At 72.6% G+C, this 24,916-nt stretch carries 16 protein-coding genes and 2 pseudogenes; 10 read left to right on the top strand and 8 right to left on the bottom strand.

Annotated features, from left to right (window positions below; all coding sequences use genetic code 11):
- Positions 1–259 precede the first annotated feature (259 nt).
- Together ACFOSY_RS27310 and ACFOSY_RS27305 are read left to right on the top strand one after the other, a co-directional pair.
- Positions 260–673 (top strand): SsgA family sporulation/cell division regulator, encoded by a 414-nt coding sequence (locus ACFOSY_RS27310; protein ID WP_394311653.1) that lies wholly within the window; start codon positions 260–262, stop codon positions 671–673.
- Between the two features lie 196 nt (positions 674–869).
- On the top strand, positions 870–1,772 hold the full coding sequence (locus ACFOSY_RS27305) for a hypothetical protein (protein WP_394311651.1): 903 nt from the start codon (positions 870–872) through the stop codon (positions 1,770–1,772).
- Between the two features lie 73 nt (positions 1,773–1,845).
- Here ACFOSY_RS27305 and ACFOSY_RS27300 read toward each other — a convergent pair whose 3' ends face one another.
- Positions 1,846–2,460: a GOLPH3/VPS74 family protein gene (locus ACFOSY_RS27300; protein WP_394311649.1), complete on the bottom strand. Its 615-nt coding sequence runs from the start codon at positions 2,458–2,460 to the stop codon at positions 1,846–1,848.
- 322 nt (positions 2,461–2,782) lie between these two features.
- Here ACFOSY_RS27300 and ACFOSY_RS27295 point away from each other — a divergent pair, with 322 nt between their 5' ends.
- The 4 genes from ACFOSY_RS27295 (at position 2,783) to ACFOSY_RS27280 (ending at position 8,738) form a co-directional block, all read left to right on the top strand.
- Positions 2,783–4,405 (top strand): ABC-F family ATP-binding cassette domain-containing protein, encoded by a 1,623-nt coding sequence (locus tag ACFOSY_RS27295; protein WP_394311646.1) that lies wholly within the window; start codon positions 2,783–2,785, stop codon positions 4,403–4,405.
- 10 nt (positions 4,406–4,415) lie between these two features.
- The gene (locus tag ACFOSY_RS27290) at positions 4,416–6,680 is read left to right on the top strand and encodes an ATP-binding cassette domain-containing protein (protein ID WP_394311643.1); all 2,265 of its coding nucleotides are present in this window, start codon (positions 4,416–4,418) and stop codon (positions 6,678–6,680) included.
- A 148-nt stretch (positions 6,681–6,828) separates the two neighbouring features.
- A complete protein-coding gene (gene ddaH, locus ACFOSY_RS27285; RefSeq protein WP_394311641.1) occupies positions 6,829–7,605 on the top strand; it encodes a dimethylargininase in 777 nt (258 codons plus the stop codon).
- 158 nt (positions 7,606–7,763) lie between these two features.
- On the top strand, positions 7,764–8,738 hold the full coding sequence (locus ACFOSY_RS27280; RefSeq protein ID WP_394311638.1) for an acyl-ACP desaturase: 975 nt from the start codon (positions 7,764–7,766) through the stop codon (positions 8,736–8,738).
- A gap of 53 nt (positions 8,739–8,791) precedes the next feature.
- Here ACFOSY_RS27280 and ACFOSY_RS27275 read toward each other — a convergent pair whose 3' ends face one another.
- The 4 genes from ACFOSY_RS27275 to ACFOSY_RS27260 form a co-directional block, all read right to left on the bottom strand.
- Positions 8,792–9,040: a WhiB family transcriptional regulator gene (locus ACFOSY_RS27275; protein WP_394311636.1), complete on the bottom strand. Its 249-nt coding sequence runs from the start codon at positions 9,038–9,040 to the stop codon at positions 8,792–8,794.
- Between the two features lie 160 nt (positions 9,041–9,200).
- Entirely contained in the window at positions 9,201–9,995 is a 795-nt protein-coding gene (locus ACFOSY_RS27270; protein WP_394311634.1) for a VOC family protein, read from the bottom strand.
- Between the two features lie 110 nt (positions 9,996–10,105).
- The gene (locus ACFOSY_RS27265; RefSeq protein ID WP_394311628.1) at positions 10,106–11,146 is read right to left on the bottom strand and encodes a LacI family DNA-binding transcriptional regulator; all 1,041 of its coding nucleotides are present in this window, start codon (positions 11,144–11,146) and stop codon (positions 10,106–10,108) included.
- Between the two features lie 87 nt (positions 11,147–11,233).
- Complete coding sequence (locus ACFOSY_RS27260; protein WP_394311623.1) at positions 11,234–12,223, bottom strand: multicopper oxidase domain-containing protein; 990 nt, start codon at positions 12,221–12,223, stop codon at positions 11,234–11,236.
- 282 nt (positions 12,224–12,505) lie between these two features.
- Between ACFOSY_RS27260 and ACFOSY_RS27255 the strand changes: the two genes are divergently transcribed.
- Positions 12,506–14,932, top strand: coding sequence for a ThuA domain-containing protein (locus ACFOSY_RS27255; RefSeq protein WP_394311621.1), 2,427 nt, complete (start codon positions 12,506–12,508; stop codon positions 14,930–14,932).
- Positions 14,933–14,946: 14 nt separating this feature from the next.
- Positions 14,947–17,136, top strand: a complete 2,190-nt coding sequence (locus ACFOSY_RS27250) for an OmpL47-type beta-barrel domain-containing protein (RefSeq protein ID WP_394311716.1) — start codon at positions 14,947–14,949, stop codon at positions 17,134–17,136.
- 27 nt (positions 17,137–17,163) lie between these two features.
- Here the strand turns inward: ACFOSY_RS27250 and ligD are convergent, their stop codons facing one another.
- A complete protein-coding gene (ligD, locus tag ACFOSY_RS27245) occupies positions 17,164–18,186 on the bottom strand; it encodes a non-homologous end-joining DNA ligase (protein ID WP_394311619.1) in 1,023 nt (340 codons plus the stop codon).
- A 233-nt stretch (positions 18,187–18,419) separates the two neighbouring features.
- Here ligD and ACFOSY_RS27240 point away from each other — a divergent pair.
- Positions 18,420–19,487 (top strand): annotated as a pseudogene (locus tag ACFOSY_RS27240) (ATP-dependent DNA ligase).
- Between the two features lie 34 nt (positions 19,488–19,521).
- Here the strand turns inward: ACFOSY_RS27240 and ACFOSY_RS27235 are convergent.
- Complete coding sequence (locus ACFOSY_RS27235) at positions 19,522–20,712, bottom strand: zinc-dependent alcohol dehydrogenase (protein ID WP_006129891.1); 1,191 nt, start codon at positions 20,710–20,712, stop codon at positions 19,522–19,524.
- A 217-nt stretch (positions 20,713–20,929) separates the two neighbouring features.
- On the opposite strand from ACFOSY_RS27235, the gene ACFOSY_RS27230 reads away from it, so the two are divergent.
- The gene (locus ACFOSY_RS27230; RefSeq protein ID WP_394311616.1) at positions 20,930–21,940 is read left to right on the top strand and encodes a DUF3048 domain-containing protein; all 1,011 of its coding nucleotides are present in this window, start codon (positions 20,930–20,932) and stop codon (positions 21,938–21,940) included.
- A 260-nt stretch (positions 21,941–22,200) separates the two neighbouring features.
- Here ACFOSY_RS27230 and ACFOSY_RS27225 read toward each other — a convergent pair.
- Positions 22,201–24,877: pseudogene (locus ACFOSY_RS27225) on the bottom strand (ATP-binding protein).
- Positions 24,878–24,916: the final 39 nt, after the last annotated feature.

The following is a 24,916-nucleotide window of genomic DNA, read 5'->3' as shown; positions in this document are numbered from 1 at the left end:
TCGCGTGCTTCCCCAGCGCCTCATGGCGGGCGAAGCTAGCCCACCGGCGGGACGCCGTCCAGAGCGCCCGCCGGCGGTGGCCGCCCCAAGTGGCCCGTGCGGGACGGGAGGAGAGACGTGTCACTCGGGTGCATGAAGGCGGTGACAGAGGTCACTCGCTCTCCATGCGCACGGAATGGCCGATTCCAGCGTCTCTTCCAGTAGCCGACCGACACGAACCGCCCGGAAGCCAGCCCAGCCGTCACGAGGGAGCAAGGCGTTGTCCACCGTCATCGAGCAGTCAGTAGAGGCCCGCCTGGTCGCAGCAGCGCCGCGGATGGCCGACATCCCCGCCACGCTGCACTACGACGGCGGCGACCCCTTCGCCGTCCGCATGACCTTCCCCGCGCCCGCCACGCTCGAAGGCGTCGACGTGTGCTGGACGTTCGCCCGTGACCTGCTCGCCGCGGGCATGGAGGCCCCGGAGGGCGACGGCGACGTCCGGGTGCGCCCGTACGGCTACGACCGCACGGTGCTGGAATTCCACGCCCCGGAGGGCACGGCCGTGGTCCACGTCCGCTCCGGCGAGCTGCGCCGCTTCCTGGAAGCCACGAGCGAACTGGTCCCGGCCGGCCTCGAACACCTCCACCTCGACCTCGACCACGACCTCGCGGAACTGATGCGGGACGCGTAGACCCACAACACGAAGGCCAGGCACCCCGGGTGACGCGGGGTGCCTGGCCTTCGTGTTGCCTGCCGATCGCCGGCGTGCCTGCGGACGACTGAAAACCGTCGCGTCATACGCACCCATAGTGGGGAGATTTGCGAGCGGTCGCAGCTCTGAGTAACCAGGGGGTCACGTGGGGTGGAGAGATTCCTTCGGCGACGCGATGAGGGAACTGAAGTCGATCAGAGGGGAGTTGGAACGCCTCGGCGATCGGACGGCGGAGCTGACCGCACTGCGCGGTCAGCTCGAGCAGAGCCAGCAGAAGATCGTCGAGAAGATCGAGTGGGGCGTGCTCCCGCTGCGTGAGGAGAACCGGGAGGTACGCCGCCGTCAGGACCGGATGATCGGCGACCTGAACGACACCCGGGGCGAGCTACGGCAACTGCTGGACCTGGTCGAAATCCTTCGACCTCTCATGCAGGCGCGAGCGGCGGGCGAGACGCCGACCGCGTCTCCGCCGGAGCACGGTGCGGAGACCCACCACAGCTCCGGCGAGCCCGCACCGGCGCCGGCCGTGACACCGGACGACATCACCCAGGGGGGAACCGTGGAGAACAGCACGAACGAGCCGCAGCCCGCTTCCGGTGACGGGGAGCCGGAACTCGCCCTCAAGACGGCCATCGAGGCCGCCTACCGGGCCGAAGGAAGCGCCGACCACCCCGCATGTCAGCCGTCCGCCGCCGCCGAGGACCCGGAAGTCGCCCACGGCGTGCTCCTGCTGAAGGCCGCCGGCGTGGCCTCGGCGGAACTGATCGCTCATCTCGACACCTGGGAGTGGCTCCTCACCCGAACCGCCGGCCACGACCACTTCCGCATCCCGCCGTTCGTGGAGGACTCCAAGGCGGGCCGGGTCCGCACCGTCCTGTCCGGACGCTCCCTCATCGCCCTGTTGATCGAACTGTGGAACACACGCTCGACCGCTGCCGCGCTGGGCGGCGACTGGCCGCTGGCCCAGGCCGTCTACCTCCGCATCGCCTCCGGGCTCGCCGACGTCACCGGGCAGGGCACGACCATCCGCATCGTCCTGGACGACGGTCTCCCCCCTGACCCCGGCGCGGCCGACTGATCAACCGCTGCCGCCAGGCAAGCGGGCCGCCCGGGATGCACCCGGGCGGCCGTCGGACATGCGTGCCGGCGCCTCAGCGCGCCCTCGGTGCCGAGCCCGCCGGCGCCGTGTCGCGCAGGGCCGTCTCCAGTTCGTGGAGGATCGTCATGAAGGCGGGGGATGCCTGCGGGGTGGGGGGTGTGCCGGAGGCCGGGAGGGGGAGGTCGGCGGCTGCGGCGAGGGTGAGGGCCGTCGCGGTCGTGTCGGAGACGTCACCGGGGGCGGCGGCGCCGGAGAGGACGCGGCGGGCCTCGAGCCGCAGGGCGTCCGCGCGGGCCGTGTCGGCCAGGACGTGGTCGACCGACGGGAACACGCCGAGCACCCGGTGCTTCTCGGCCCGCAGCACGCCCTCGGCGACCAGGTGCTCGCGGACCGCGTCCAGCGTGTAGCGGGCGTGCAGCGTCACCCAGGTGCGCCAGCCGTGCGGGAAGGACTCGCCGACCAGCTCCAGCAGCCCGTCCAGGGCCGGGTCGCCGGTGCGGGAGTCGAGGTCGCGCGGGGTCACGATGCCGTCGTCGTCGACCAGCAGGCCGCGCCGCGCGAGATCGGCCAGGGCGCCGGCCCGCACCACGGGGGCGGCCCGGGTGGGGTCGAGGTCCCAGGCCAGCAGGCACAGGCGGGCCGGCAGGGAGAGCGGGCCGTTGGGCACGAGGCCTCCTCGGTGCGGGGACACGGGGTCCACGATGTCCGGAAATCGCGTTGACGGCCGGGGCGGCCGCGCGTACTGTCGAGGGCGGTTCTGTTGCCGTCGATGGGAGAAGGACGTTGCTCGTCTGAGGTTCTGAGACACCGCCTCACACCGGTCAGGTGTGTGCGCTGCGTGCGACCTCGGCGTTCGAGCCGTCCTTGCGGTCCCTCCGCAACAGGGCTTTTCTCATGCCACGGATCTCCTCCCCGGCTGCCGGTCGTCGTCCCGCGGTGTCTCGATACGCGTGTGCCCCTGATCGCCCCATGCAACCGCGGAGGCCCGCATGTCAGCTTCTCTCACCTGTCACTCCCTGTCCTTCACCTGGCCCGACGGCACGGCCGTCTTCGAAGACCTCGACGCCGCCTTCGGTCCCGGCCGCACCGGCCTCGTCGGCGTCAACGGCTCGGGCAAGTCGACCCTGCTCAAGCTGATCGCCGGCGAGCTCACCCCCACGGAGGGCTCCGTCAAGGTGTCCGGCGAGGTGGGCCGGCTGCCGCAGACCGTCACGCTGGACACCGCGCTGCGGGTCGACGAGGCCCTCGGCATCGCGGCCAAGCGCGCCGCGCTGCACGCGATCGAGGCGGGCGACGTGGCGGAGGAGCACTTCGAGACCGTCGGCGACGACTGGGACGTCGAGGAGCGCGCCCTGGTCACGCTCGGCGAGCTCGGCCTCGGCCACATCGGCCTGGACCGCACCGTCGGCGAGGTGTCCGGCGGCGAGTCGGTCATGCTGCGGCTGGCCGCGCTGCTGCTGAGCCGTCCCGACGTGCTGCTGCTCGACGAACCCACCAACAACCTCGACCTGTTCGCCCGCAGACGGCTGTACGCGGCCGTCGAGAGCTGGCCGGGCGTCCTGATCGTGGTGAGCCACGACCGGGAACTGCTCGACCTGGTCGACCAGATCGCCGACCTGCGCCCGGGCGGGATCACCTGGTACGGCGGCAACTTCACCGCGTACGAGGAGGCCCTGGCCGTGGAGCAGGAGGCGGCGGAGCGCATGGTGCGCGTCGCCGAGGCCGATCTGCGCAAGCAGAAGCGCGAACTGGCCGACGCGCAGGTCAAACTGGCCCGCCGCAAGCGGTACGGCCAGAAGATGTGGGATCAGAAGCGTGAGCCGAAGATCGTCATGGGTGCGCGCAAGCGGGCGGCGCAGGAGTCCGCCGGCAAGCACCGCATCATGCACGAGGAGAAGCTCGCCGAGGCCAAGGAGCGGCTCGACGACGCGGTGGAGGCGGTGCGGGACGACGACGAGATCCGCGTCGACCTGCCGTTCACCGCCGTGCCGCCGGGGCGGCAGGTCCTCACCCTGATGGACCTGGAGCCGGCGTACGGCGCCCGGGTGAAGAGCCTCGACCTGCGCGGCCCGGAGCGGGTGGCGCTGATCGGGCGCAACGGCGCCGGGAAGACGACGCTGCTGCGTACGATCGCCGGGGAGCTGCCCCCGGTGTCGGGCGAGGCGACGGCGCACGTCCCGCTGCGGTTCCTGCCGCAGCGGCTGGACGTCCTCGACCCGGAGCTGACGGTGGCGGAGAACGTGGCGCGGTTCGCGCCGGGCGCCACCAACAACCGGATCCGGGCGCGGCTTGCCCGCTTCCTGTTCCGGGGCGCCCGCGCCGACCAGCGGGCGGCCACGCTGTCCGGCGGCGAGCGGTTCCGGGCGACCCTGGCGGCGCTGATGCTGGCGGAGCCCGCGCCGCAGCTGCTGATGCTGGACGAGCCGACGAACAACCTCGACATGGCGAGCGTCCGCCAGCTCACCACGGCGCTGGAGTCGTTCGAGGGGGCGCTGGTGGTGGCCAGTCACGACCTGCCGTTCCTGGAGTCGATCGGCATCACCCGCTGGCTGATGATGGAGGGAGGAGAGCTGAAGGAAATCACGCCGGAAGCTGTCGGGTATTCCGCCTAGCGTCGGCGGCATGACCCAGCACGACGCCTTCATCACCATCACCGGGGCCACCGAGAACAACCTCAAGGACGTCTCGCTCCGCATCCCGAAGGGCCGGCTGACCGTGTTCACCGGCGTCTCGGGATCGGGCAAGTCGTCGGTCGTCTTCGACACGATCGCGGTCGAGTCGCAGCGGCAGCTGAACGAGACGTACACCTGGTTCGTGCGCAACCGGCTGCCCAAGTACGAGCGGCCGCACGCGCGGGCGCTGGAGCACCTGACGCCGGTGATCGTCGTCGACCAGCGGCCGGTCGGCGGCCACTCCCGGTCGACGGTGGGCACGATGACGGACGTGCACTCGGTGCTGCGGGTGCTGTTCTCCCGGCACGGCGTCCCGAGCGCGGGCCCGGCGACCGCGTACTCGTTCAACGACCCGTCGGGCATGTGTCCCGGCTGTGACGGACTGGGCCGGACCGTGCGGCCGGACTGGGACCGCATCCTCGACCCGGACCGCTCCCTGGCCGAGGGGGCGGTCCGGTTCCCGCCGTTCGCGCCGGGCACCTGGCAGGGGCAGGCGTACACCAACAGCGAGGACCTCGACCCGCACAAGCCGGTGCGCGACTTCACGCCCGCCGAGCGAAAGTTCCTGATGCGGGGGCGGCCCGGCAGCAAGGTCACCGTGCAGGGCTCGGGCGGCACCTGGACCACGGACTACGAGGGGCTGGCCGACCGGTTCGAACGGCTGTATATGAAGCGGGACCTGGAGGGGATGAGCCAGAAGACCCGTGACCTGGTGCGGGACTTCCTCACCGAGGGCGTCTGCCCCGACTGCGGCGGCGCCCGGCTGAACCGGGCGGCGCTGGCCTCCCTGATCGACGGCAGGAACATCGCCGACCTGTCGGCGATGCAGGTGTGCGACCTGATCCCGGTGCTGCGGGAGATCGACGACCCGGTGGCCGGGCCGGTCGCCGCGGCGGCCGTCGCCGCGCTGGAGCGGATCGACCGCATCGGCCTCGGCTATCTCTCCCTCGACCGGGAGACGTCCACGCTCTCCGGCGGCGAGGGCCAGCGGCTGAAGACCGTACGGCATCTGGGCTCCAGCCTGTCCGGGATGACATACGTCTTCGACGAGCCGAGCGTCGGGCTGCACCCGCGCGACGTGCACCGGCTGGGCGAACTCCTGCTGAGGCTGCGGGACAAGGGCAACACCGTGCTGGTCGTCGAACACGACCCGGACGTCATCGCGCTGGCCGACCACGTCGTCGACATGGGTCCCGGCGGGGGCGCCGAGGGCGGCACGGTCGTCTTCGAGGGCACGCCGCGGGAGCTGGCCGCCTCCGGCACCCTGACGGGACGCTGTCTCGGCCGGCGTACCGAGGTGAAGACGCACGTACGCCGGCCGGCCGGCGAGTTGTGGGTGAAGGGCGCGGACCGGCACAACCTGCGGGACGTCACCGTGTGCTTCCCGGCCGGGGTGCTGACCGCGGTGACCGGGGTGGCCGGGTCCGGGAAGAGCACGCTGGTCGCCGAGTTCACCGGCGCGCACCCCGAGGCCGTGGTGGTCGACCAGTCGGCCATCGGCATCTCCGGACGGTCCACCCCGGCGACGTACCTCGGGGTCATGGACACCGTGCGGAAGATCTTCGCGCGGGAGACGGGCGCGGAGCCGGGGCTGTTCAGCTTCAACTCCACCGGCGCCTGCGAGACCTGCGGCGGGCGGGGCATCCTCTACACGGACCTGGCGTTCATGGACCCGGTGACCACCACCTGCCCGGACTGCGAGGGGCGCCGGTTCGGCGAGGAGGTGCTGCGGCTGACCGTCGGCGGGCGCTCGGTCGCCGACGTGCTGGAGATGACCGCCGGCGAGGCTTTGGACTTCTTCGACGACCCGGGCGTACGGCGGCGGCTGCGCGCCCTGCGGGACGTCGGCCTCACCTACCTCACGCTGGGCCAGCCGCTGTCCACCCTGTCCGGCGGGGAGCGGCAGCGGCTGAAGCTGGCCACCCGGCTGCACCGGGACGGCGCGGTGTTCGTGCTGGACGAGCCGACGACCGGGCTGCACATGGCGGACGTGGACGGTCTGCTCGCCCTGCTGGACCGGCTGGTCGACGCGGGCAACACGGTGGTCGTGGTCGAGCACAACCTGGCGGTGGTGGCGCACGCGGACCGGGTGATCGACCTGGGTCCTGGCGGCGGGCGGGACGGCGGCCGGGTGCTGTTCGAGGGCACCCCGGCCGAGCTGCTGAACGCGCCGGGGTCGTTCACCGGGGAGCATCTGCGGCGGGCCGTGGGCTGAACCGGGACGCCCGGGGTACATCCCGACGTGACCCGGGGTGGTCCCGTACGGCGGCGGGTTGCATGATGGCTGCGCCGGGGCCGCGGCCGGCCCCGCGCGGGCCGAGACGCCCCCGCCCACCAGCACGTCCGATCCGAAAGGCGAACCCGTGCCCAGCAAGAAGGCCCTCGTCCGCCGTCCCGCGCCCTGTCTCGCCGAAGGGCTGGTGACCCACGTCGAACGGGAGGAGGTGGACGTCGACCTCGCCGTGCGGCAGTGGGAGGCGTACTCGGAGGCGCTGCGGGCGCACGGCTGGGAGACCGTCGAGGTGGCCCCGGCCGACGACTGCCCGGACTCCGTGTTCGTGGAGGACACGGTGGTGATGTTCCGCAACGTGGCGCTGATCGCCCGCTCCGGCGCCGAGTCCCGGCGTGCGGAGACCCTCGGGGTCGAGGAGGCCGTGGCGTCCCTGGGCTGCTCGGTGAACTGGGTGTGGGAGCCGGGCACGCTGGACGGCGGTGACGTCCTGAAGATCGGCGACACGGTGTACGTGGGCCGCGGCGGGCGCACCAACGCGGCCGGGGTGCAGCAGCTGCGGGCCGCGTTCGAGCCGCTCGGGGCGCGGGTCGTCGCCGTGCCGGTCGCCAAGGTGCTGCATCTGAAGTCGGCGGTCACGGCGCTGCCCGACGGGACGGTCGTCGGGCACATCCCGCACATGGACGCCCCGTCGCTGTTCCCGCGGTTCCTGCCGGTGCCGGAGCCGTCCGGGGCGCACGTGGTGTGCCTCGGCGGCGACAAGCTGCTGATGGCGGCGAGCGCGCCGAAGACGGCGGAGCTGTTCGCGGACCTGGGGTACGAGCCGGTGCCGGTGGACATCGGCGAGTTCGAGAAGCTCGAGGGCTGCGTGACCTGTCTGTCGGTGCGGTTGCGGGACCTGTACGCCTGACCGCCGGTCCGCCCCGGGGACCGGTGCTGATCAGCGGGCTTTTACGGTGCCCTTAGCCTACGGGTACGTAACCTACGGGTACGTAGCCTACGATGCCGTAGGTTGTCCGGCACCGCTCGCCGGCACGTCCGCATGTCCCCGTCCCCCTGGAGCCACCCGTGACACTCACTCCTGCCCACATCGACAGCCCTTCCGTCTGGACCGACGCCCGGCTGCTGTACGCGCTGGAGGAAGTGGTCGAGAAGGAGCTCAACCGGCATCTGAAGGTCGCCAAGGACTGGATGCCGCACGAGTACGTGCCGTGGAGCGACGGGCGCAACTTCCCCGGTCTCTTCGAGGACGGCGAGGCCTGGGACAAGGAGCAGTCGAAGGTCACCGAGGTCGGCCGCATCGCGCTCGTGGTGAACCTGCTGACGGAGGACAACCTCCCCAGCTACCACCACGAGATCGCCTCGCTGTTCGGCCGGGACGGCGCCTGGGGCACCTGGGTGCACCGCTGGACCGCCGAGGAGGGCCGGCACGGCATCGTGATGCGCGACTACCTGCTCGCCTCGCGCGCCGTGGACCCGGACAAGCTGGAGCAGTTCCGCATGGCGCACATGAGCGAGGGCTTCGAGTCGGACAACCGGCACTCGATGCTGCACTCGGTCGCCTACGTCGCCTTCCAGGAGCTGGCCACCCGCATCTCGCACCGCAACACCGGCCACCAGTCCGGCGACCCGGTCTGCGACCGTATGCTGGCCCGCATCGCGACCGACGAGAACCTGCACATGGTGTTCTACCGGAACCTGCTGAAGGCGGCGTTCGAGCTGGCCCCGGACCTGACGATGCAGGCGGTCCGCGACGTGGTCGTCAACTTCCGCATGCCCGGCCACAGCATCCCCGGCTTCGAGCGGGCGGCCGCGCAGATGGCCATCGGCGAGGTGTACAACCTGCGCATCCACCACGACGACGTGCTCCAGCCGGTGCTGCGCTTCCTGAAGATCATGGAGATCGACGGGCTGGGCCCGGAGGGCCTCAAGGCGCAGGAGGAGCTCGGCATGTTCCTCGGCGGACTGGACTCCGAGGCGCGCAAGTTCGACGAGAAGCTCGCCGCCCGCAAGGCGCGCATGGCCGCCCGCGCCGCCGGCTGAAACCGGCCGGGAGGACCCAGGGCCTGACCGGCGCGGATCATGCCGGACAGGCCCTAACGGCGTCCGGTGCGCCGCAGTTCGTGGCGTTCCTTCTCCGACAGGCCGCCCCACACGCCGAAGCGCATGTCGTGGGTGAGGGCGTACTCCAGGCAGACGGCGCGGATCGGGCACAGACCGCAGATGCGCTTGGCCTCACGGACCGAGCTGCCGGGCTCCGGGAAGAAGAAGTCTCCCCCGGTCTGCGCGCACAGCGCCTCCTCCTGCCAGGAGAGGTCGGGCGGCGTCAAGGTGTCGGTGTGCATGGCCGGAAGCGTGCCCGAGCGGGAAAAACGTTCGATCAACGCGGCATCAACGCCGGGCCCCGGGGCGGCTGCCCCGGCCCGGCGGAACCCGCGCGGCGGGCACGATGATGACGGCCTGTGGCCCGGTCGCGCACGGCGGCGCGCCGGACCGCGCCGGACGTCAGGTCTCGCGCGGGTCGCCCCTGAGCACCGCGAAGCGCGCACCGTACGGGTCCTCCAGGCGGGCCAGCCGGCCCACCCCGGGGATCGAGGTGGCGGGCATCCGCACCCGGCCGCCCAGCTCGGCGGCGCGCGCGACCACGGCGTCCGGGTCCTCGGCGCCGATGTACGGCAGCCAGTGCGGCCGGCTCTCCTCCGCCTCGACGGGGTCGTCGGCGAGCGGCACCATCCCGCCGAACGCGCCCTCCTCCCCGGTCTCCCGCGGGCTGAAGGTGGTGTAGACGCCCCCGGGGAAGCTCACCGCGGAGGTCTCCCAGCCGAGGACCTTGTGGTAGAAGGCGGCTGCGCGGGCGATGTCCGGCGTGTACAGCTCGGCCCAGCAGAGGCAGCCCGCCTGGCCGGCCGCCTCCAGTCCCTCGCGCCGTCCGGGCTGCCACACGCCGAAGGCGGCGCCCATCGGGTCGGCGAGGACCGCCGAGCGGCCCTGCTCCCCCACGGTGAACGGCGGCGCCGGCACGCTTCCCCTGGCGTGCCGGACCGCGTCGGCGGTGGCGTCGGCGTCGGCACTGCGGAAGTACACCGTCCAGGCGGCCGGGTCCTGGCCGCCGGTGAGGGGCGCGCAGCCCGCGACGATCCGGCCCGCCCGCTCGAGGAAGCCGTAGCCTCCGCCCTCGGGTCCCGCGGAGCGGTACGACCAGCCGAACAGGTCGCGGTAGAAGGACGCGGTGCCGTCGGGGTCGGGCGTGGCGACGTCGATCCAGCAGGGCGCGCCGTCGACGAAGCGGGTGGTGAGCATGGTGCCTCCTGAAGGGGAGTCCCGTCGCCTGCTCCGCCGAGTCTTCCACTCCCCGCGGGCGATCGCCCGGACGGCACCCGGACGGCCCGCGGCCGATCGGGGAAGCGGGGTCAGGCGGAGGCCCTGCGGACCAGGGTGACCGGCAGCACCACCCCGGACGGCGCGGGGTCGGCGGCCTGGTCCGGCGCGGCGCCGCGGTCCAGGTCGCGCAGCAGCAGGCGGGCCATCAGGCGGCCCATCTCCTCGATGTCCTGACGGACCGTGGTGAGCGGGGGTTCGGTCTGCTCGGCGATCGGCAGCATGTCGTCGAAGCCGACCACGGCGACGTCGTCGGGCACCCGCCGGCCGTGCTCGCGCAGCGCCCGCAGGGCGCCGGCCGCCATCAGGTCGTTCCCGGCGAAGACCGCGTCCAGGTCGGCGCGGCGGCCGAGGAGTTCACGCATGGCCCGCTCGCCGCTCGCGGCGGTGAAGTCGCCCTCCTCGACCAGCGCCGGGTCGGGGTCGGCCATGACGTCGCGGAAGCCGTCGAGCCGGTCCACCGCCGAGGTCTGGTCGAGGGCGCCGGTGATGTGCGCGATGCGGCGGCGGCCGAGGCCGAGGAGATGGCGTACGGCGTCGCGGGCGCCGCCCCGGTTGTCGGTGTCGACGTACCGGACGCCGTCCTCGCCGCCGTTCCAGTGCGGCCGGCCGCCGAACACGGTGGGCAGTCCGGCGCGCTGGATCAGTCCGGGCAGCGGGTCGTCGACGTGCAGGGAGAACACCAGGGCGCCGTCGACATGGCCGCCGGCCAGGTAGCGGGCGACGCGCGCGTGGTCGTCGCGGTCCTCGGTGAGCAGCAGCACCAGCTGGTTGTCGTGGGCGGTCAGCTCCTTGCTGATGCCGCGCAGCTGCCGGGCGAAGAAGGGGTCGGCGAAGACCCGGGTCTCCGGTTCGGCCACGATGACGGCGACGGCGTCGTGGCGCCGGGTGACGAGGCTGCGGGCGGCCTGGTTGGGGACGTAGCCGAGTTCGTCCACCGCGCGCCGGACGCGTTCGGCCAGGGGCTCGCGCACTCCGTCGGAGCCGTTGACCACGCGGGACACCGTGGCCCGGGAGACCCCGGCCCGCGCGGCCACGGCCTCCAGCGTGGGTCGTGACGCTGTCTCGCTCACTTCGGGGCTCCTCACCTGGCGGTTGGCCGAAAGGATAGCCCCGACGGGCCCGGCGGCGAGAGCGCTCTCGCCGCGGCGGGCCGTCCGTCAGTGCGCGTGCCCGGACTGTTCCCCGGAGGCCGTGGTGTGGGCGTGCTCGTGCGGGTCGTAGCCGGGGATGGTGCCGTCGGGCTTCTTGACCAGGAACAGGCCGACCATGCCCATGTCGGAGTGGCTCTGGACGTGGCAGTGGTACATCCAGGCGCCCGCGCCCACCCCCTCCCCGGCGATGACCTGGAACCCGAAGGACTCGGCTGGGCCGCAGATCTTGGTGTCGACGACCCGGGTGGGGTCGTCGGGGCCGGTGAGGATGCCGGTGCGGTTGTCGGCCCAGCGGTGACCGTGCATGTGGAAGGTGTGGTAGTACTCGCCGTGCGTGATCATGACGATCTCGACCCGGTCGCCCACCGTGGCCTCGACATCGGGGCCGGTGTGGGGCGGCTTGTTGTTGATCGTCATGTCGTTGAAGACGATGGTGTGGGTGGCGTCCGGCAGGATGTCGCCCTTGCGGCGGACGATCACCGGTCCGTAGAGGCCGTTGCGGATGCCGCCGGTGCCGTGCACGGTGCCGACCACGTGGTCGTGGTAGTGCCAGTAGCCCGCGCTGCCCGCCCGCCAGGTGCCGTCCGCGCGCTGCCCCGGCTTGTGGGTGCGCCAGGTGTAGGTGCGGGTGCCGCCGGGCTCGACGTCGCTCTTGTTCTGCTGGGTGCCGTCGCTGGAGATCTCGTAGTCGACGCCGTGGACGTGCAGGCTGACCGGGACGTCCATGGTGTTCTCGAACTCGATGTGCAGGGTGTCGCCCTCGTTGAGCTCGATCAGCGGGCCGGGGACGGTCGCCTTGCCCTTCTCGAAGCCGTAGCCCATCTGCCCGCCGGGCAGGCGCTCGGCGTACATCTTGATCCGGCGTACCTCGCCGCCGGCGGGCGCGGTCCGCGCCGTGGCGGCGGCGCTCGCGGCCCCGGATGCGGTCGACAACGATGTCGTCGCCACCGCGGCGCCGCCCAGGATCACTCGCCGGTTGAAACCGCGTCTGTCCATGCCGAACTCCCCATGTGGCTGTCATGAACCTGTGAAACCGTAGCGGCCACCCCTCGGTTTATCCACACTCAGGACAAAGTTCGTTTCATTGCTGCGATAGGTATTGGCGTCTGGCGCAAAGAGGTCTAGCTTCCTTGACGCTGTTGCTGCGACCGAGGAGGGGTGGGTGGCCACGTGCGGTCCACATCGCATCACAAACCCGCGCACATACGCGGGTTGAACACAACAAGCACCTCGAACGCACGAAGGACGAGAACGAGACGACGCGCCTGGGCCGCCACCGTGGCCGCCGGTGTCGTCGCCGCCGGCCTGCTGTCGGGTCCCGCCGCCAGCGCGCGCACGGCCCCGGATCCGTCCCTGACAACGATGTCCATCAAGTCGCCGCCCGGCGGCGCGAACGTACGTGTGCTGCTGTTCTACGGCTCGGCGGCCGGCGGCGAGGAGTCGCCTCTGGTGAACGCCGGGATCGCGGCGATCGAGCGGATCGGGCAGACCGGCCCGGAGAACCAGCGCTTCACGGTCACCGCCACCGGCGACGCCTCGGTCTTCACCAACGACAAGAAGCTGAGCCGCTTCAACACCATCGTGTTCCTCACCGGCGGCGGGGACGTCCTCGACCCGGAGCAGGAGGCCGGCCTGGAGGCGTACATGGAGGCCGGCGGCGGGTTCGTCGGCCTGCACGACGCGGCCCGCGCCGAGCCGTACTCGGACTGGTTCACCGGTCTGATCGGCGCCCGGCCCGCCGCCGGTCAGTCCACCGTGCAGCGGGCGACCGTGGAGGTCGGCGACCGGGTGCACCCGGCGACCAAGAGCCTGCCGATGGAGTGGAAGCGGCCCGACAAGTGGCTGAACTGGGCCAGGAACCCCTCCGGCGAGGTCCACACGGTCGCCAGGGTCCGCGAGTCGACGTACCGGCCCGGCACGGGCGCCAACGGCTGGGACCACCCGGTCAGCTGGTGCCGTGACTACGACGGCGGCCGCTCCTTCTACACCGGCATGGGCGGCACGGTGTCGTCCTACGACGAGACGGACTTCCGCGAGCACCTGCGCGGCGCCCTGCTGTGGACCACCCGCCTGGTGCGGGCCGACTGCAAGGCGACCATCACCGGCAACTACAAGGCGGAGCGGCTCACCCGGCCCAACCAGCCGGGCCAGAACGACCAGATCGGCGAGCCGCACGGCCTGGTCACCGCGCCCGACGGGCGGGTGTTCTACATCGGCCGGGGCGGCGCCGACGCCTCCCAGCCGGTCGTCACCGACTGGAACGACCCCGACGTCGGCAAGGGCAAGGGCGAGATCCACGTCTACGACCCGAAGACCAAGGAGGTCACCCTCGCCGGCGCGCTCACCGTCTTCGGCAACAAGGGCGGCGGCGACGAACTCGTCAAGGTCGAGGAGGGTCTGCTCGGCATCGAACTCGACCCGAGGTTCGAGGAGAACGGGTGGGTGTACCTGCACTACACCCCGCACTCCGGGATCGACCGCGACAAGCGCATGGCCGAGCGGCGGGTCTCCCGCTTCACACTCGACCTCGCCACCAACAAGCTGGACCTGGCCAGCGAGAAGGTGCTGCTGAAGTGGCCGGTGCAGATCCACAGCTGCTGCCACGCGGGCGGCGGGATGGCCTGGGACTCCAAGGGCAACCTGTACATCGCCACCGGTGACAACAACTCCAGCGGCTTCAGCGACGGCTACTCGGGCAACAACCCGCAGCCCAACTACAAGGGCGTGTCCTTCGCCGACGCGCGCCGCACCGCCGGCAACACCAACAACCTCAACGGCAAGATCCTGCGCATCCACCCCGAGCCGGACGGCACGTACACCCTCCCCGAGGGCAACCTGTTCACCGGCAAGGAGACCGACGAGGGCGGCGGCAAGACCCGCGGCGAGATCTACGTGATGGGCGTGCGCAACCCCGCGCGCATCTCCGTCGACAAGAAGACCGACATCCTCTACGCGGGCTGGGTCGGCCCGGACGCCGGCGCCCCGTCGACGACCTGGGGCCCGGCCAAGTACGACACCTTCGCCGTCATCACGAAGGCGTCCAACCGCGGCTGGCCGTACTGCATGGGCAACAAGCAGCCCTACCGGGACCGCAACCTGCCCGACCCGTCCAAGCCGCTCGGCTGGTACGACTGCGACCACCCGAAGAACGAGTCGCCGAACAACGACGGCCTGGTCAACCTGCCGCCGGTGACCGGCAACAACATCTGGTACTCGCCGCAGGGCGGCGCCCCGGACTTCCCGCGCGACGCGAACGGCGTCCCGTCCTACAAGCAGGACGAGGCGACGTACAGGCTGCCCTGGCTCAAGGGCGGCGGGCAGGCCGCGATGAACGGGCCGGTCTACCGCTACGACGGCACGAACTCCAGTGACGTCAAGTGGCCGGCGTACTGGGACGGCAAGTGGTTCGTCGGCGACTTCTACGACTCCGACCAGCCGCGCAACGCCGTCCTGATGGACCCGAGGACGCAGGGCGACGGCGGTCTGCCGGTGCACTCGGAGTCCCTGAAGAAGATCGTGCCGATCGGCAACGACGGCATCAAGAACCTGATGGGCTGGACGTTCGGCCCGGACGGCGCGCTGTACGTGCTGGACTACGGACGCGGGTTCTTCACCTCCGACGCCAAGTCCGCGCTGTGGCGGGTCACCTACACGGGCGGCGGGCCGACCCCGGCCGCCGGCCAGCTGGCGAGGGGGACGCAGTGATACGTCGACCAGGAATGTGGGCCGTCCTGCTGGCCTGCCTGATGACGGTGCTCGGCCTGCAGGCGCTGCCCGCGGCCGGGCAGCCGAAGGCCGAGGACGCCGGCGCGGCGGCGCAGGTGCTGACCTGGACCGCCGGTGACAGCATCACCGAGTACGCGTCCGCGCCGGCCACCGCGGTGGCCGGTCCGGCGACGATCGTCTTCGAGAACAGCGCGGCCACCGGCAACACCACCGGCATGCCGCACACCCTGACGTTCGTCACCTCCGACCCCGAGTTCAACAACGACGTCCAGCTCAACATCCTGGCCAACCCGGCCGACGCACAGGGCGGCCGGCACACCGCGGAGGTGACGCTCACCCCGGGCCGGTACTTCTACCACTGCACCATCCCCGGCCACGGCCAGATGCAGGGCATCCTGACGGTCACCGAGGGCGGCGGCGAGGACACCACCGCCCCCGAGGCCGCGGCGAAGGTGACCGGCACGCAGAACGACAAGGGCGAGTACGTGGGCGCCGCGACCGTCGCCCTCTCGGCCACCGACGAGGGCTCGGGCGTCGACCGGATCGAGTACGCGCTCGGCGACGACGACGCCTGGCAGCCGTACACCGCCCCGGTGGTGGTCGACCAGATCGGCGCGCACACCGTCCGCTACCGCGCCCTGGACAAGGCCGGCAACGTGTCGGAGGAGCAGAGCGTCGCGTTCACCGTCGTCGCCCCGCCGACGGACGACTCCACGCCGCCGGAGACCTCGGCGACCGTGGACGGCGAGAAGAACGCCGACGGTCACTACATCGACATGGCGACGGTCACCGTCACCGCGTCCGACACCGGCACCGGCGTCAACACCATCGAGTACGCGCTCGGCGCGGACGGCGCCTGGCAGCCGTACGCCGGTCCGGTGATGGTGCACGAGGCGGGCACGCACACCGTCCGCTACCGGGCCACCGACAAGGCGGGCAACGTCGCGGCGGAGAAGAGCGTGGAGTTCACGGTCGTCGCCGCTCCCCCGCAGGACACCACCCCGCCGGCGACCGGCGTGACCCTGGACGGCACGAAGAACTCCGACGGCGCCTACGTCGGCCGCGCCACGGTGACCGTCAGCGCCGACGACGGGCACGGCGGGTCCGGTGTCGCCGGCATCGAGTACTCCCTCGACGGCGGGCCGTACCTGGCGTACACCGCGCCCGTGGTGGTCGACCGGGCGGGCCGGCACACGGTGGCCTACCGGGCCTCCGACGAGGCCGGCAACACCTCCGAGCCGCTCACCGTGAGCTTCACGGTGGTGGCGTCCGGCGGGGTGCCCGCGCCCAACTGCCCCGAGTACGACGAGCGGCTGACGGTGATCGTCGGCACGGTCGACTCGGGCGTGCCGAACCGGGTGACCAACAACCGGTGCCGGATCGGCGAGCTGATCGAGGACGAGAAGCAGTGGACCTCGCAGGCGCTGTTCCTGAAGCACGTCAGGACCGTGCTGGACGCGCTCAAGGCGGAAGGGGTCGTCGACCGGCGGGAGTACCGGGCGATCAACAAGGCGGCCCGGCAGTCCGGCATCGGCACGCCCGGCCAGACCGAGGGGTACCGCACCATCCTGGACGGCACCGAGGCGTCGTTCGCCAAGTGGGAGCAGGTGGGCGGCGGTTCGTTCAGCCTGAACCCGGACGGGTCGATCACCTCGGGCACCAGCCGGGGCGGGCTCGGCATGCTGTGGTTCCCGGAGCGCACCTACGGCGACTTCTCGCTGAAGCTCCAGTGGCGTGACGACGCCCCGGGCACCGCGAACGCCAACGGCGGTGTGTTCGTGCGGTTCCCGCAGATCCACGACCACCCGGAGGAGCCCCGGCCGGAGTGGGCGGCCATCAAGTACGGACACGAGGTGCAGGTGTTCGACTCGCCCACCGGCGACATGTACAAGTCGGGCTCGGTGTACGGCTTCGACCGTGTGGGCCTGGCCGGCGCGGGCGTGACGCAGAAGGGCACCTGGAACGACTACGAGATCCGGGTGGTGGACCAGCACTACGAGGTCTACCGCAACGGCGTGCTGATCAACGAGTTCGACAACATCGGCGGCCTGGACTTCTCCCCGCCGCGCTCGGACGACCCGGGCACGGACGGGCGGCGGTTCGCCGCCGGCTACATCGGACTCCAGGTGCACAGCACGACGGACGTCATCTCCTACCGGGACGTGCGGATCAAGGATCTGTAGCCGCGCCCGCTCGCTGAACGAGCCGGGTCAGGACGCCGAGGGTTTCGGCTTCCTGGCCCGGCTCGGCTGCACCCGGCTGGGCTCGCCGGGCATCTTCGGGTACTCGGGCGGGTAGGGCAGGTCGCCGAGCCCGTGGTCGTGCTCGTCACGGCGGGCCAGCTCCAGCAGGTGCTCCAGCGAGAAGGCGTGGTCGTCCATGTCCGCGTGCACGTCGCCGAGTTCGGCGAAGCGCGCGGGCATCGTCGTGATGTCGAAGTCCTCCGGGTGGGCGACGCCCACCTCGTCCCAGCGCAGCGGCGCGGAGACGGGCGCGTGCGGGCGGGGCCGCACCGAGTAGGCGGAGGCGATGGTGCGGTCGCGGGCGGTCTGGTTGTAGTCGACGAAGATGCGCTCGCCGCGCTCCTCCTTCCACCACTTGATGGTCACCTGCTCGGGCATCCGGCGTTCCAGCTCCCGGCCGACGGCGATGGCGGCGCGGCGGACCTGGGTGAAGGTCCAGCGGGGCTCGATCGGCACGAAGACGTGCAGGCCCCGGCCGCCGGAGGTCTTGGGCCAGCCGCGCAGCCCGTACTCGTCGAGGACGGCCCGCAGTTCACGGGCGGCGCGGGCGGCGTCGTCGTAGTCGGTGCCGGGCTGCGGGTCGAGGTCGATGCGCAGTTCGTCGGGGTGGTCGACGTCCGGGCGGCGCACCGGCCAGGGGTGGAAGACGAGCGTGCCGTACTGGGCCGCCCACACCACGGCGGCCTCCTCCGTGGGGCACATCTCGTCGGCGCTGCGCCCGCTGGGGAAGGTGATGTGCGCGGTGGGGATCCAGTCGGGCATGCTCTTGGGCGCGCGCTTCTGGTAGAACCACTCGCCCTCGATGCCGTCCGGGTAGCGCTGGAGGGTGGTGGGCCGTTCGCGCAGGGCACGCAGAATGCCGGGGGCGACCGCCTGGTAGTAGCGGGCGACGTCCAGCTTGGTGTACCCGCGCTCCGGGAAGAAGACCTTGTCCGGGCTGGACAGCCGTACCGTCCGGCCGCCGACCTCCAGTTCCACCGCATCGCCCATGCGGCCACGGTAGGGCCGGGGGCCGGGGCCCGCACACCGGGCGCGGCTCCAGGGGCGCGGGGAACTGCGCGACCGGCCCCTGACGGGCCGCACCCGGCGTACGACGATGCGAGGCACCCCGTGAGCCGCGGGTACGGCGCTGACGGCGAGGCCCGCCGCAGGGGTGCCGCCCGGCAGCACCAGGCCGGCGCCTTCGATGCGCGGACCGCCGACTCCGTCCTTACAGTCGAGCCATGGACCTCCCGGTGATGCCGCCCGTCAAGCCGATGCTCGCCAAGTCGGTGGCGAAGATCCCGCCGGGCATGCAGTACGAGGCGAAGTGGGACGGCTTCCGGGCGATCGTGTTCCGCGACGGGGACGAGGTGGAGCTGGGCAGCCGTACCGGCAAGCCGCTCACCCGCTACTTCCCCGAGCTGGCCGATGCGCTGCGGGAGCGGCTGCCCGAGCGGTGCGTGGTGGACGGGGAGATCGTCATCGCCCGCGAGGGGCATCTCGACTTCGACGCGCTGACCGAGCGCATCCACCCGGCGGACTCCCGGGTGCGGACGCTGGCCGAGCGCACCCCGGCCTCCTTCGTCGCGTTCGACCTGCTGGCGCTGGCGGACGAGTCGCTGCTGGACGTGCCGCTGTCCGACCGGCGGCAGCTGCTGGTGCGGGCGCTGCGGGACGTCACCCCGCCGGTGCACGTGGCGCTGGCCACCACGGACGTCGAGGTGGCACGGGGCTGGTTCGAGCAGTACGAGGGCGCGGGGCTGGACGGGGTGGTGGCCAAGCCGCTGGACCTGCGGTACCGGTAGGACGAGCGGGCCATGTTCAAGATCAAGCACGAGCGGACGGCGGACGTGGTGGTCGCCGGGTACCGGCTGCACAAGAGCGGCCCGGTGGTGGGCTCGCTGCTGCTGGGCCTGTACGACGCGGGCGGCGCCCTCCAGCACGTGGGGGTGTCGGCCGCATTCTCCATGAAGCGGCGCGCGGAGCTGGTGGAGGAGCTGGAGCCGCTGCGGCTGGAGGACGTGTCGGGCCATCCGTGGGCGGCCTGGGGGGACGAGGCGGCCCACGCGTCGGCGCGGCTGCCGGGCGCGCCGAGCCGCTGGACGGGCAAGAAGGACCTGTCGTGGGTGCCGCTGCGGCCGGAGCGGGTGGCGGAGGTCGCGTACGACCACATGGAGAACGGGCAGCGCTTCCGGCACACCGCCCGTTTCCGCCGCTGGCGCCCCGACCGCACCCCGGAGAGCTGCACGTACGCGCAGCTGGAGGAGCCGGTCCGCTACGACCTCGCGGAGATCCTCGGCGGGCCGTGAGCGTGGCGGCCCGCGGTGGGTTCCCAGCCGGCCGTCAGGGCTTGATCAGCACCTTGACCGCGCCGTCCCGCTTCTTCTGGAACATGTCGTACGCCTCGGGGGCCTCGTCGAGCGTGACGCGGTGGGTGGCGAAGTCGTCGACGCCGAGCGGGTCCTCGTCGGTGAGGTACGGGATGATCTCGTCGCTCCACCGGCGCACGTTGGCCTGGCCCATGCGCATCTGGATCTGCTTGTCGAACAGGGTGAGCATCGGCATCGGGTCGGCCATGCCGCCGTAGACGCCGGAGAGCGAGATGGTGCCGCCGCGGCGGACCAGGTCGATGGCGGTGTAGAGGGCGGCGAGCCGGTCCACGCTGAAGCGTTCGGCCATCGGGCCGCTGATCTTGCGGGGCAGCAGCGCCGAGGCGTTCTGCACCATGCGGGCCGCCGCGCTGCCGTGCGCCTCGGTGCCGACGGCGTCGATCACCGCGTCGGGGCCGCGGCCGTCGGTCTGGTCGCGGATCGCCTCGACGAGTTCCTTCTCGTCGTCGAAGGAGCGCAGGTCGAAGGTCTCCACGCCGCGTGCCTTGGCCCGGCGCAGCCGTTCGGGGACCAGGTCCACGCCGAACACCCGTCCGGCGCCCTTGACCTGGGCGATCCGGCAGGCCATGTCGCCGATGGGGCCGAGGCCGAGCACCGCGACGCTGCCGCCCTGCGGGACCTCGGCGTAGGCGACGGCCTGCCAGGCGGTGGGCAGCACGTCGGAGAGGTAGACGAAACGGTCGTCCGCCGGGCCCTCCGGCACCTTGATCGGACCGTACTGGGCCTGCGGCACCCGCAGGTACTCGGCCTGGGCGCCGGGCACCGCGCCGTACAGCCGGGTGTAGCCGAACAGGGCCGCGCCCATGCCCTCGGCGGTGACCTGGGTGGTCTCGCACTGGGTGGGCAGGCCGGTCAGGCACATCCAGCAGTTGCCGCAGGCGATCTGGAAGGGCACCACGACCCGGTCGCCGACCTGGAGGTCGGGGACGGCCGCGCCGACCTCCTCCACGATGCCCATCGGCTCGTGGCCGAGGATGTCGCCGGGGGTCATGAAGGGGGTGAGCACCTCGTACAGGTGCAGGTCGGATCCGCACAGTCCGGTGGAGGTGACGCGGATGACCGCGTCGGTCGGCTCCTCGATCCTGGGATCCGGGACGGTCTCGACCCGTACGTCCCGCTTCCCCTGCCAGGTCAGTGCCTTCATCGCCGCCTGCTCCCTCCGTGCCGGCCGGTGTGTCCCGCCGTGCGGGCCCGTGCGCCGCCCGTGCGGTTGCGTCCGGGTACCCGAGGCGCCGGACGCCGAACCGTCGGTCGCTGGGCCGATCGGCGGACTCCACCGCGCGGAATCCCGTCCCGTCCGGCAGGCGCGTAGACGATCGGACAAGCGCACAATCGAAACAGCGGATGAATGAGGACGGCCGGTGGCGACGGTGGGCACGGAACGAGGGGCGCCGCGACGGCGCGGCGGCAGGAGGGCCGGAGTGCTTCCGGCCTCCCTGCTGGCCGCGCTGCTGGCGGGCGGACTGGCGGCGGGCTGCACGTCGGGCGGGTCCGGCGACGACGGCCGCGGACCGCGGGAGTCCCCGGCGGCGACACGGGACGCGGACGGGCAGGGGCCGCCGCCCGTCCTCGCCGTGAAGATCGACAACGCGCCCGAGGCCCGGCCGCAGTCCGGGCTCGACGCGGCCGACGTGGTCTACGTCGAGCAGGTGGAGGGCGGGCTGAGCCGGCTGATGGCGGTGTACGCCACCCGGCTGCCCGAGTCGGTGGGGCCGGTACGCAGCGCCCGGGAGTCCGATCTCGAACTGCTGCGCCAGTTCGACGACCCGCTGCTCGCCTTCTCCGGCGCCCAGAGCAAGCTGCTGCCGCTGATCGACGAGGCGCCGCTCACCCCCGTGAACCCGGAGTCGGAGTCCGGCGCCTTCACCCGGGACCCCGCGCGGGCGGCTCCGCACAACCTGTACCTGCGCCCGGACCGGGTGCTCGACGGCCCGCCCGGCGAGGGCGCGGCGACGACCGGTTTCCGTGCGGGCCCGGCACCCTCCGGCGGGACGCCCGACGACGAGGTCACGGTGCGCTTCCCGGCGGCCCGCTTCACCTTCACCTGGTCGGACGCCGACGGGCGCTGGCAGGTGTCGATGGACGGCTCCCCCGCGACCACCCGGGACGGCGACCGGCTGACGGCGGCCACGGTGGTCGTGCAGGACGTCACCGTCCGCCGCTCCGCCTTCCGCGACTTCCTCGGCAACAACACGCCGTACACGGAGACGGTGGGGTCGGGGAAGGCGACGGTACTGCGCGACGGGCGCGCCTTCCCGGTGTCCTGGAACCGCCCGGCCGCCGAGGACGGCACGTCGCTCGTGTCGCCGGAAGGCAACCCGGTGAACGTCGCGCCGGGGCCGGTGTGGGTGCTGCTGAGGTCGGCGGGGTGACGGCGCGGGGCGCCAGGCGGGGCGGGGACTCCTGCGGGGCGCGGGTTGACACTGCGGGAGGCCCGCGATCCGCATGACTGTCGCCCTCGGCTCGTCCACCTCTGCGCCCTGTGGCACCCCGGAGGCCGGGTGACGGGTTGACCGGGTGGCCGGTGAGCCGGGAGGCCGGTGAGCCGGGAGGCGTCACGGCGCCGGAAGAAGGCCGGGCGGACCGCGGTCACGCACGGGCGCGTGACCTACGGGGTGGGCGTTCTGGGCGGTTACCGGAGGCCGGCGCCCGTGGCCAGTTCTGTGCGGGCGCGTTCCACCAGGCCGTCCGCGCCGCATGACCGGGCCAGTGCCACGCCCCGTTCCAGGTCAGGCACGGAGCGGGCGAGCGCGCCGTACTCGATGCGGGCGGCGGCGTGTTCGTACTGGCACGGCGAGGACTCCAGGTAGGTGACCGCCTGGCCGGCCAGGCGCACCGCGCGCTGGCCGGTCTCCAGGGCGGCCGCCACCCGCAGCGCCTCGCCTATCGCCGTGTCCGTGCCGAGGCGTTCCGCGCGGCGGCGGAGGTCGACGGCGAGCCGGGCCGCGCGGGCCGGATCCTCGGTGGCGAGGGCGCGCCAGGTCGGCGGCGGCGAAGACGTGCACCGGGTTGTGGTGGCCGCGCGCGGCGGCGGCCTTCTCCGCCGCCTCCAGTTCGTTGACGCCCTCCTTGGTGCGGCCCACCGCGAGCAGCAGCCGGCCGCGCACCGAGCGCGGGTCGGGCAGCACGACGGTGGACGGGTAGGGCGGGGCGAAGCCGTGCCGCTCGGCCGTGGCCCACGCCTCGTCGACATGGCCCCGGGCGAGCAGCGTGTCGACGAGGTTGCTGGTGGCCGTCCAGTACAGCGGCAGTCCGCGGCCGACGCGTTCGGCGAGGCGCAGCGACTCGCGCAGGGAGTTCTCCGCCGCCTGGAGCCGGCCGCGCCTGCGGTGGGCGAGACCGACGTAGGCGTGGGCGAGGACCAGGTGGCCGCCGCCCCAGCCGGCCGTGTCGTACGCCCGGAGGGCCTCGCTGTAGAGCGCCTCGGCGCGGTCGAGGCGGTCGGTGTAGGCGTAGGAGCTGGCCAGCATCAGCAGCAGTTCGACGCCCCACTCGTTGTCCGTCCAGCCGAGTCCCGGCGCGAGACGGCCGTTGACCAGGGCGCGGTCGCAGATCTCGACGATCTCCTCGGCGTTCTCCCCGCGCATCATGGCGTCGAAGCCGCGCAGGATGAGCAGGGCGCGCTCGGCGTTGTCGCGGCCGGTGCAGGTGGCGGCGAGTTCGGCGAGGCGTTCGGAGCGGCCGGGGGTGAGGGACTCGCCGGCGTGCACGCCCTCCCACATGAACTGCACGGCCTGGAGCCGCATCCGGGTGGGTCCGGCGGGCATCCGGGCGGCCTCGGCCTCGACCGTGCGGACGGCCTCCTCCATCTGGTCGTTGTGCAGCAGGGCCTGGGAGAGGCGGATCACGGCGTCGACGCGCCGCTCGCCGTCCAGTCCGGGCATGCCGAGGGCGGTGCGCAGATGGCCGATGGTGCGGGCGGGCGCGGTGAGGAAGGTGGCGCTGCCCAGTTCGTGGAGGACGTGCGCGTGCACCTCGGGGCGGGGCGGTTCCTCCAGGGCGCGTTCCAGGCAGCGGCGGGCGGCGTCCGGGGCGCCGACGGCGAGGTGTTCGCGGGCGGCCTCGCGCAGCTGCCAGACCAGTTCCTCGTCGTCGTCCGGGTGGACCTCGAGGAGGTGACGGGCGGCCGCCGCGGCGCCGCGCCCGGAGTCGGTGACGATACGGGCCGCGATGCCGTGCATGGCGCGGCGCAGCGCGTCCGGGATGGAGTTGTAGACGGCGGTCGCGATCAGCGGGTGCACGAACTCCAGCTCGTCGGGTCCGGCGGACGCCGGGTCCCGCACCGTCAGGATGCGGGCGCCGCGCAGACGTTCGGCGCAGCGGGCCGCTTCGTCGGGGCCGAGGGTGGCGAGCTGGGCCACCAGGTCGACGGTGATGCCGTCGCCGAGGATGGCGGCCGCCCAGGCGAACCGGGTGGCGTCTATGCCCAGTTCCTCCAGCCGGGCGACGAGGCCGCCGCCGCGGGCGGAGCGGTTCAGGTCGCGCAGTTCGCCGGCGTGCGCCTCGATCGGTTCCAGCTCGCTGTCCTGCACCTTGGCGAGGAGTTCGACCGTCTCGTACGGGTTGCCGCCGGTGACGGCCCACACCTCGCGGCAGAACGCGGCGTCGGCGTTCTCCCCGAGCGTGGCGCGGGTCAGTCCGGCCGCCGCCTCGGGGGTGAGGGCGCTGAGGCTGGTGACGGGACGTCCGGCCGCCTCGGCGACGGCGTCCAGGTGACGGGCGCTCACGCCGGTGATCTCGCCGGGGCGGCGGGCGACCACGACCAGCACCGACAGGTCGGCGAGGCGCTCGGCGAACGCGGCGAGCCAGTACAGGGTCTCCTGGTCGGCCCAGTGGGCGTCGTCGATGAGCAGCACCAGCGGCCAGTCCCGGCGGGCCAGCCGGCGCACGGCGGCGACCAGGCCCTCGCACACGCCCTGCGGGTCGGCCTGCCCGTCGCCGGGGTCGGCTATACCGAGGGCGGGACCGGCGATGCCGTACCAGTCGCCCAGGTACTCGCGGGCCTCCTCCGGCAGCATCGACACCAGGGCGGGCTGGAGGAGTTGACGCACCACGTTGAACGGCACGGTGCGCAGGGTCTCTCCGCCGCGGGCGGACCAGACGGTGCAGCCGCGCTGTTCGGCGATGCGCCGGGTCTCGGCGAGGAGAGCCGTCTTGCCGAGTCCCGCCTCGCCGCGCAGCACCAGCAGCGTGCCGGGCGAGTGCCGGTCGGCGCACAGGACGTCGACGGCCTCCGCGATGGCGGCGAGTTCCTCGTCGCGCTCCCACAGGGCGGCCGAGGGTGCCGCCGGCGGCCGTACCTCCGTCATCCCGCTACCTCCCCGAGTCGCCCGAATGACGTACCGGAC

This window comes from Streptomyces lusitanus (genome assembly GCF_042647945.1).
GTDB lineage: Bacteria > Actinomycetota > Actinomycetes > Streptomycetales > Streptomycetaceae > Streptomyces > Streptomyces pseudogriseolus.
The sequence above is the reverse complement of the archived record's forward strand: the minus strand, read 5'-3'. Positions and strand labels throughout refer to the sequence as shown.

Excerpts from the sequence above, each read along its gene's own strand:
- ACFOSY_RS27305 (WP_394311651.1), top strand. The coding sequence starts at position 870 with ATGAGGGAACTGAAGTCGATCAGAGGGGAGTTGGAACGCCTCGGCGAT.
- ACFOSY_RS27295 (WP_394311646.1), top strand. The coding sequence starts at position 2,783 with ATGTCAGCTTCTCTCACCTGTCACTCCCTGTCCTTCACCTGGCCCGAC.
- ACFOSY_RS27290 (WP_394311643.1), top strand. The coding sequence starts at position 4,416 with ATGACCCAGCACGACGCCTTCATCACCATCACCGGGGCCACCGAGAAC.
- ACFOSY_RS27275 (WP_394311636.1), bottom strand. The coding sequence starts at position 9,040 with ATGCACACCGACACCTTGACGCCGCCCGACCTCTCCTGGCAGGAGGAG.
- ACFOSY_RS27270 (WP_394311634.1), bottom strand. The coding sequence starts at position 9,995 with ATGCTCACCACCCGCTTCGTCGACGGCGCGCCCTGCTGGATCGACGTC.
- ACFOSY_RS27260 (WP_394311623.1), bottom strand. The coding sequence starts at position 12,223 with ATGGACAGACGCGGTTTCAACCGGCGAGTGATCCTGGGCGGCGCCGCG.
- ACFOSY_RS27250 (WP_394311716.1), top strand. The coding sequence starts at position 14,947 with ATGTGGGCCGTCCTGCTGGCCTGCCTGATGACGGTGCTCGGCCTGCAG.
- ligD (WP_394311619.1), bottom strand. The coding sequence starts at position 18,186 with ATGGGCGATGCGGTGGAACTGGAGGTCGGCGGCCGGACGGTACGGCTG.
- ACFOSY_RS27235 (WP_006129891.1), bottom strand. The coding sequence starts at position 20,712 with ATGAAGGCACTGACCTGGCAGGGGAAGCGGGACGTACGGGTCGAGACC.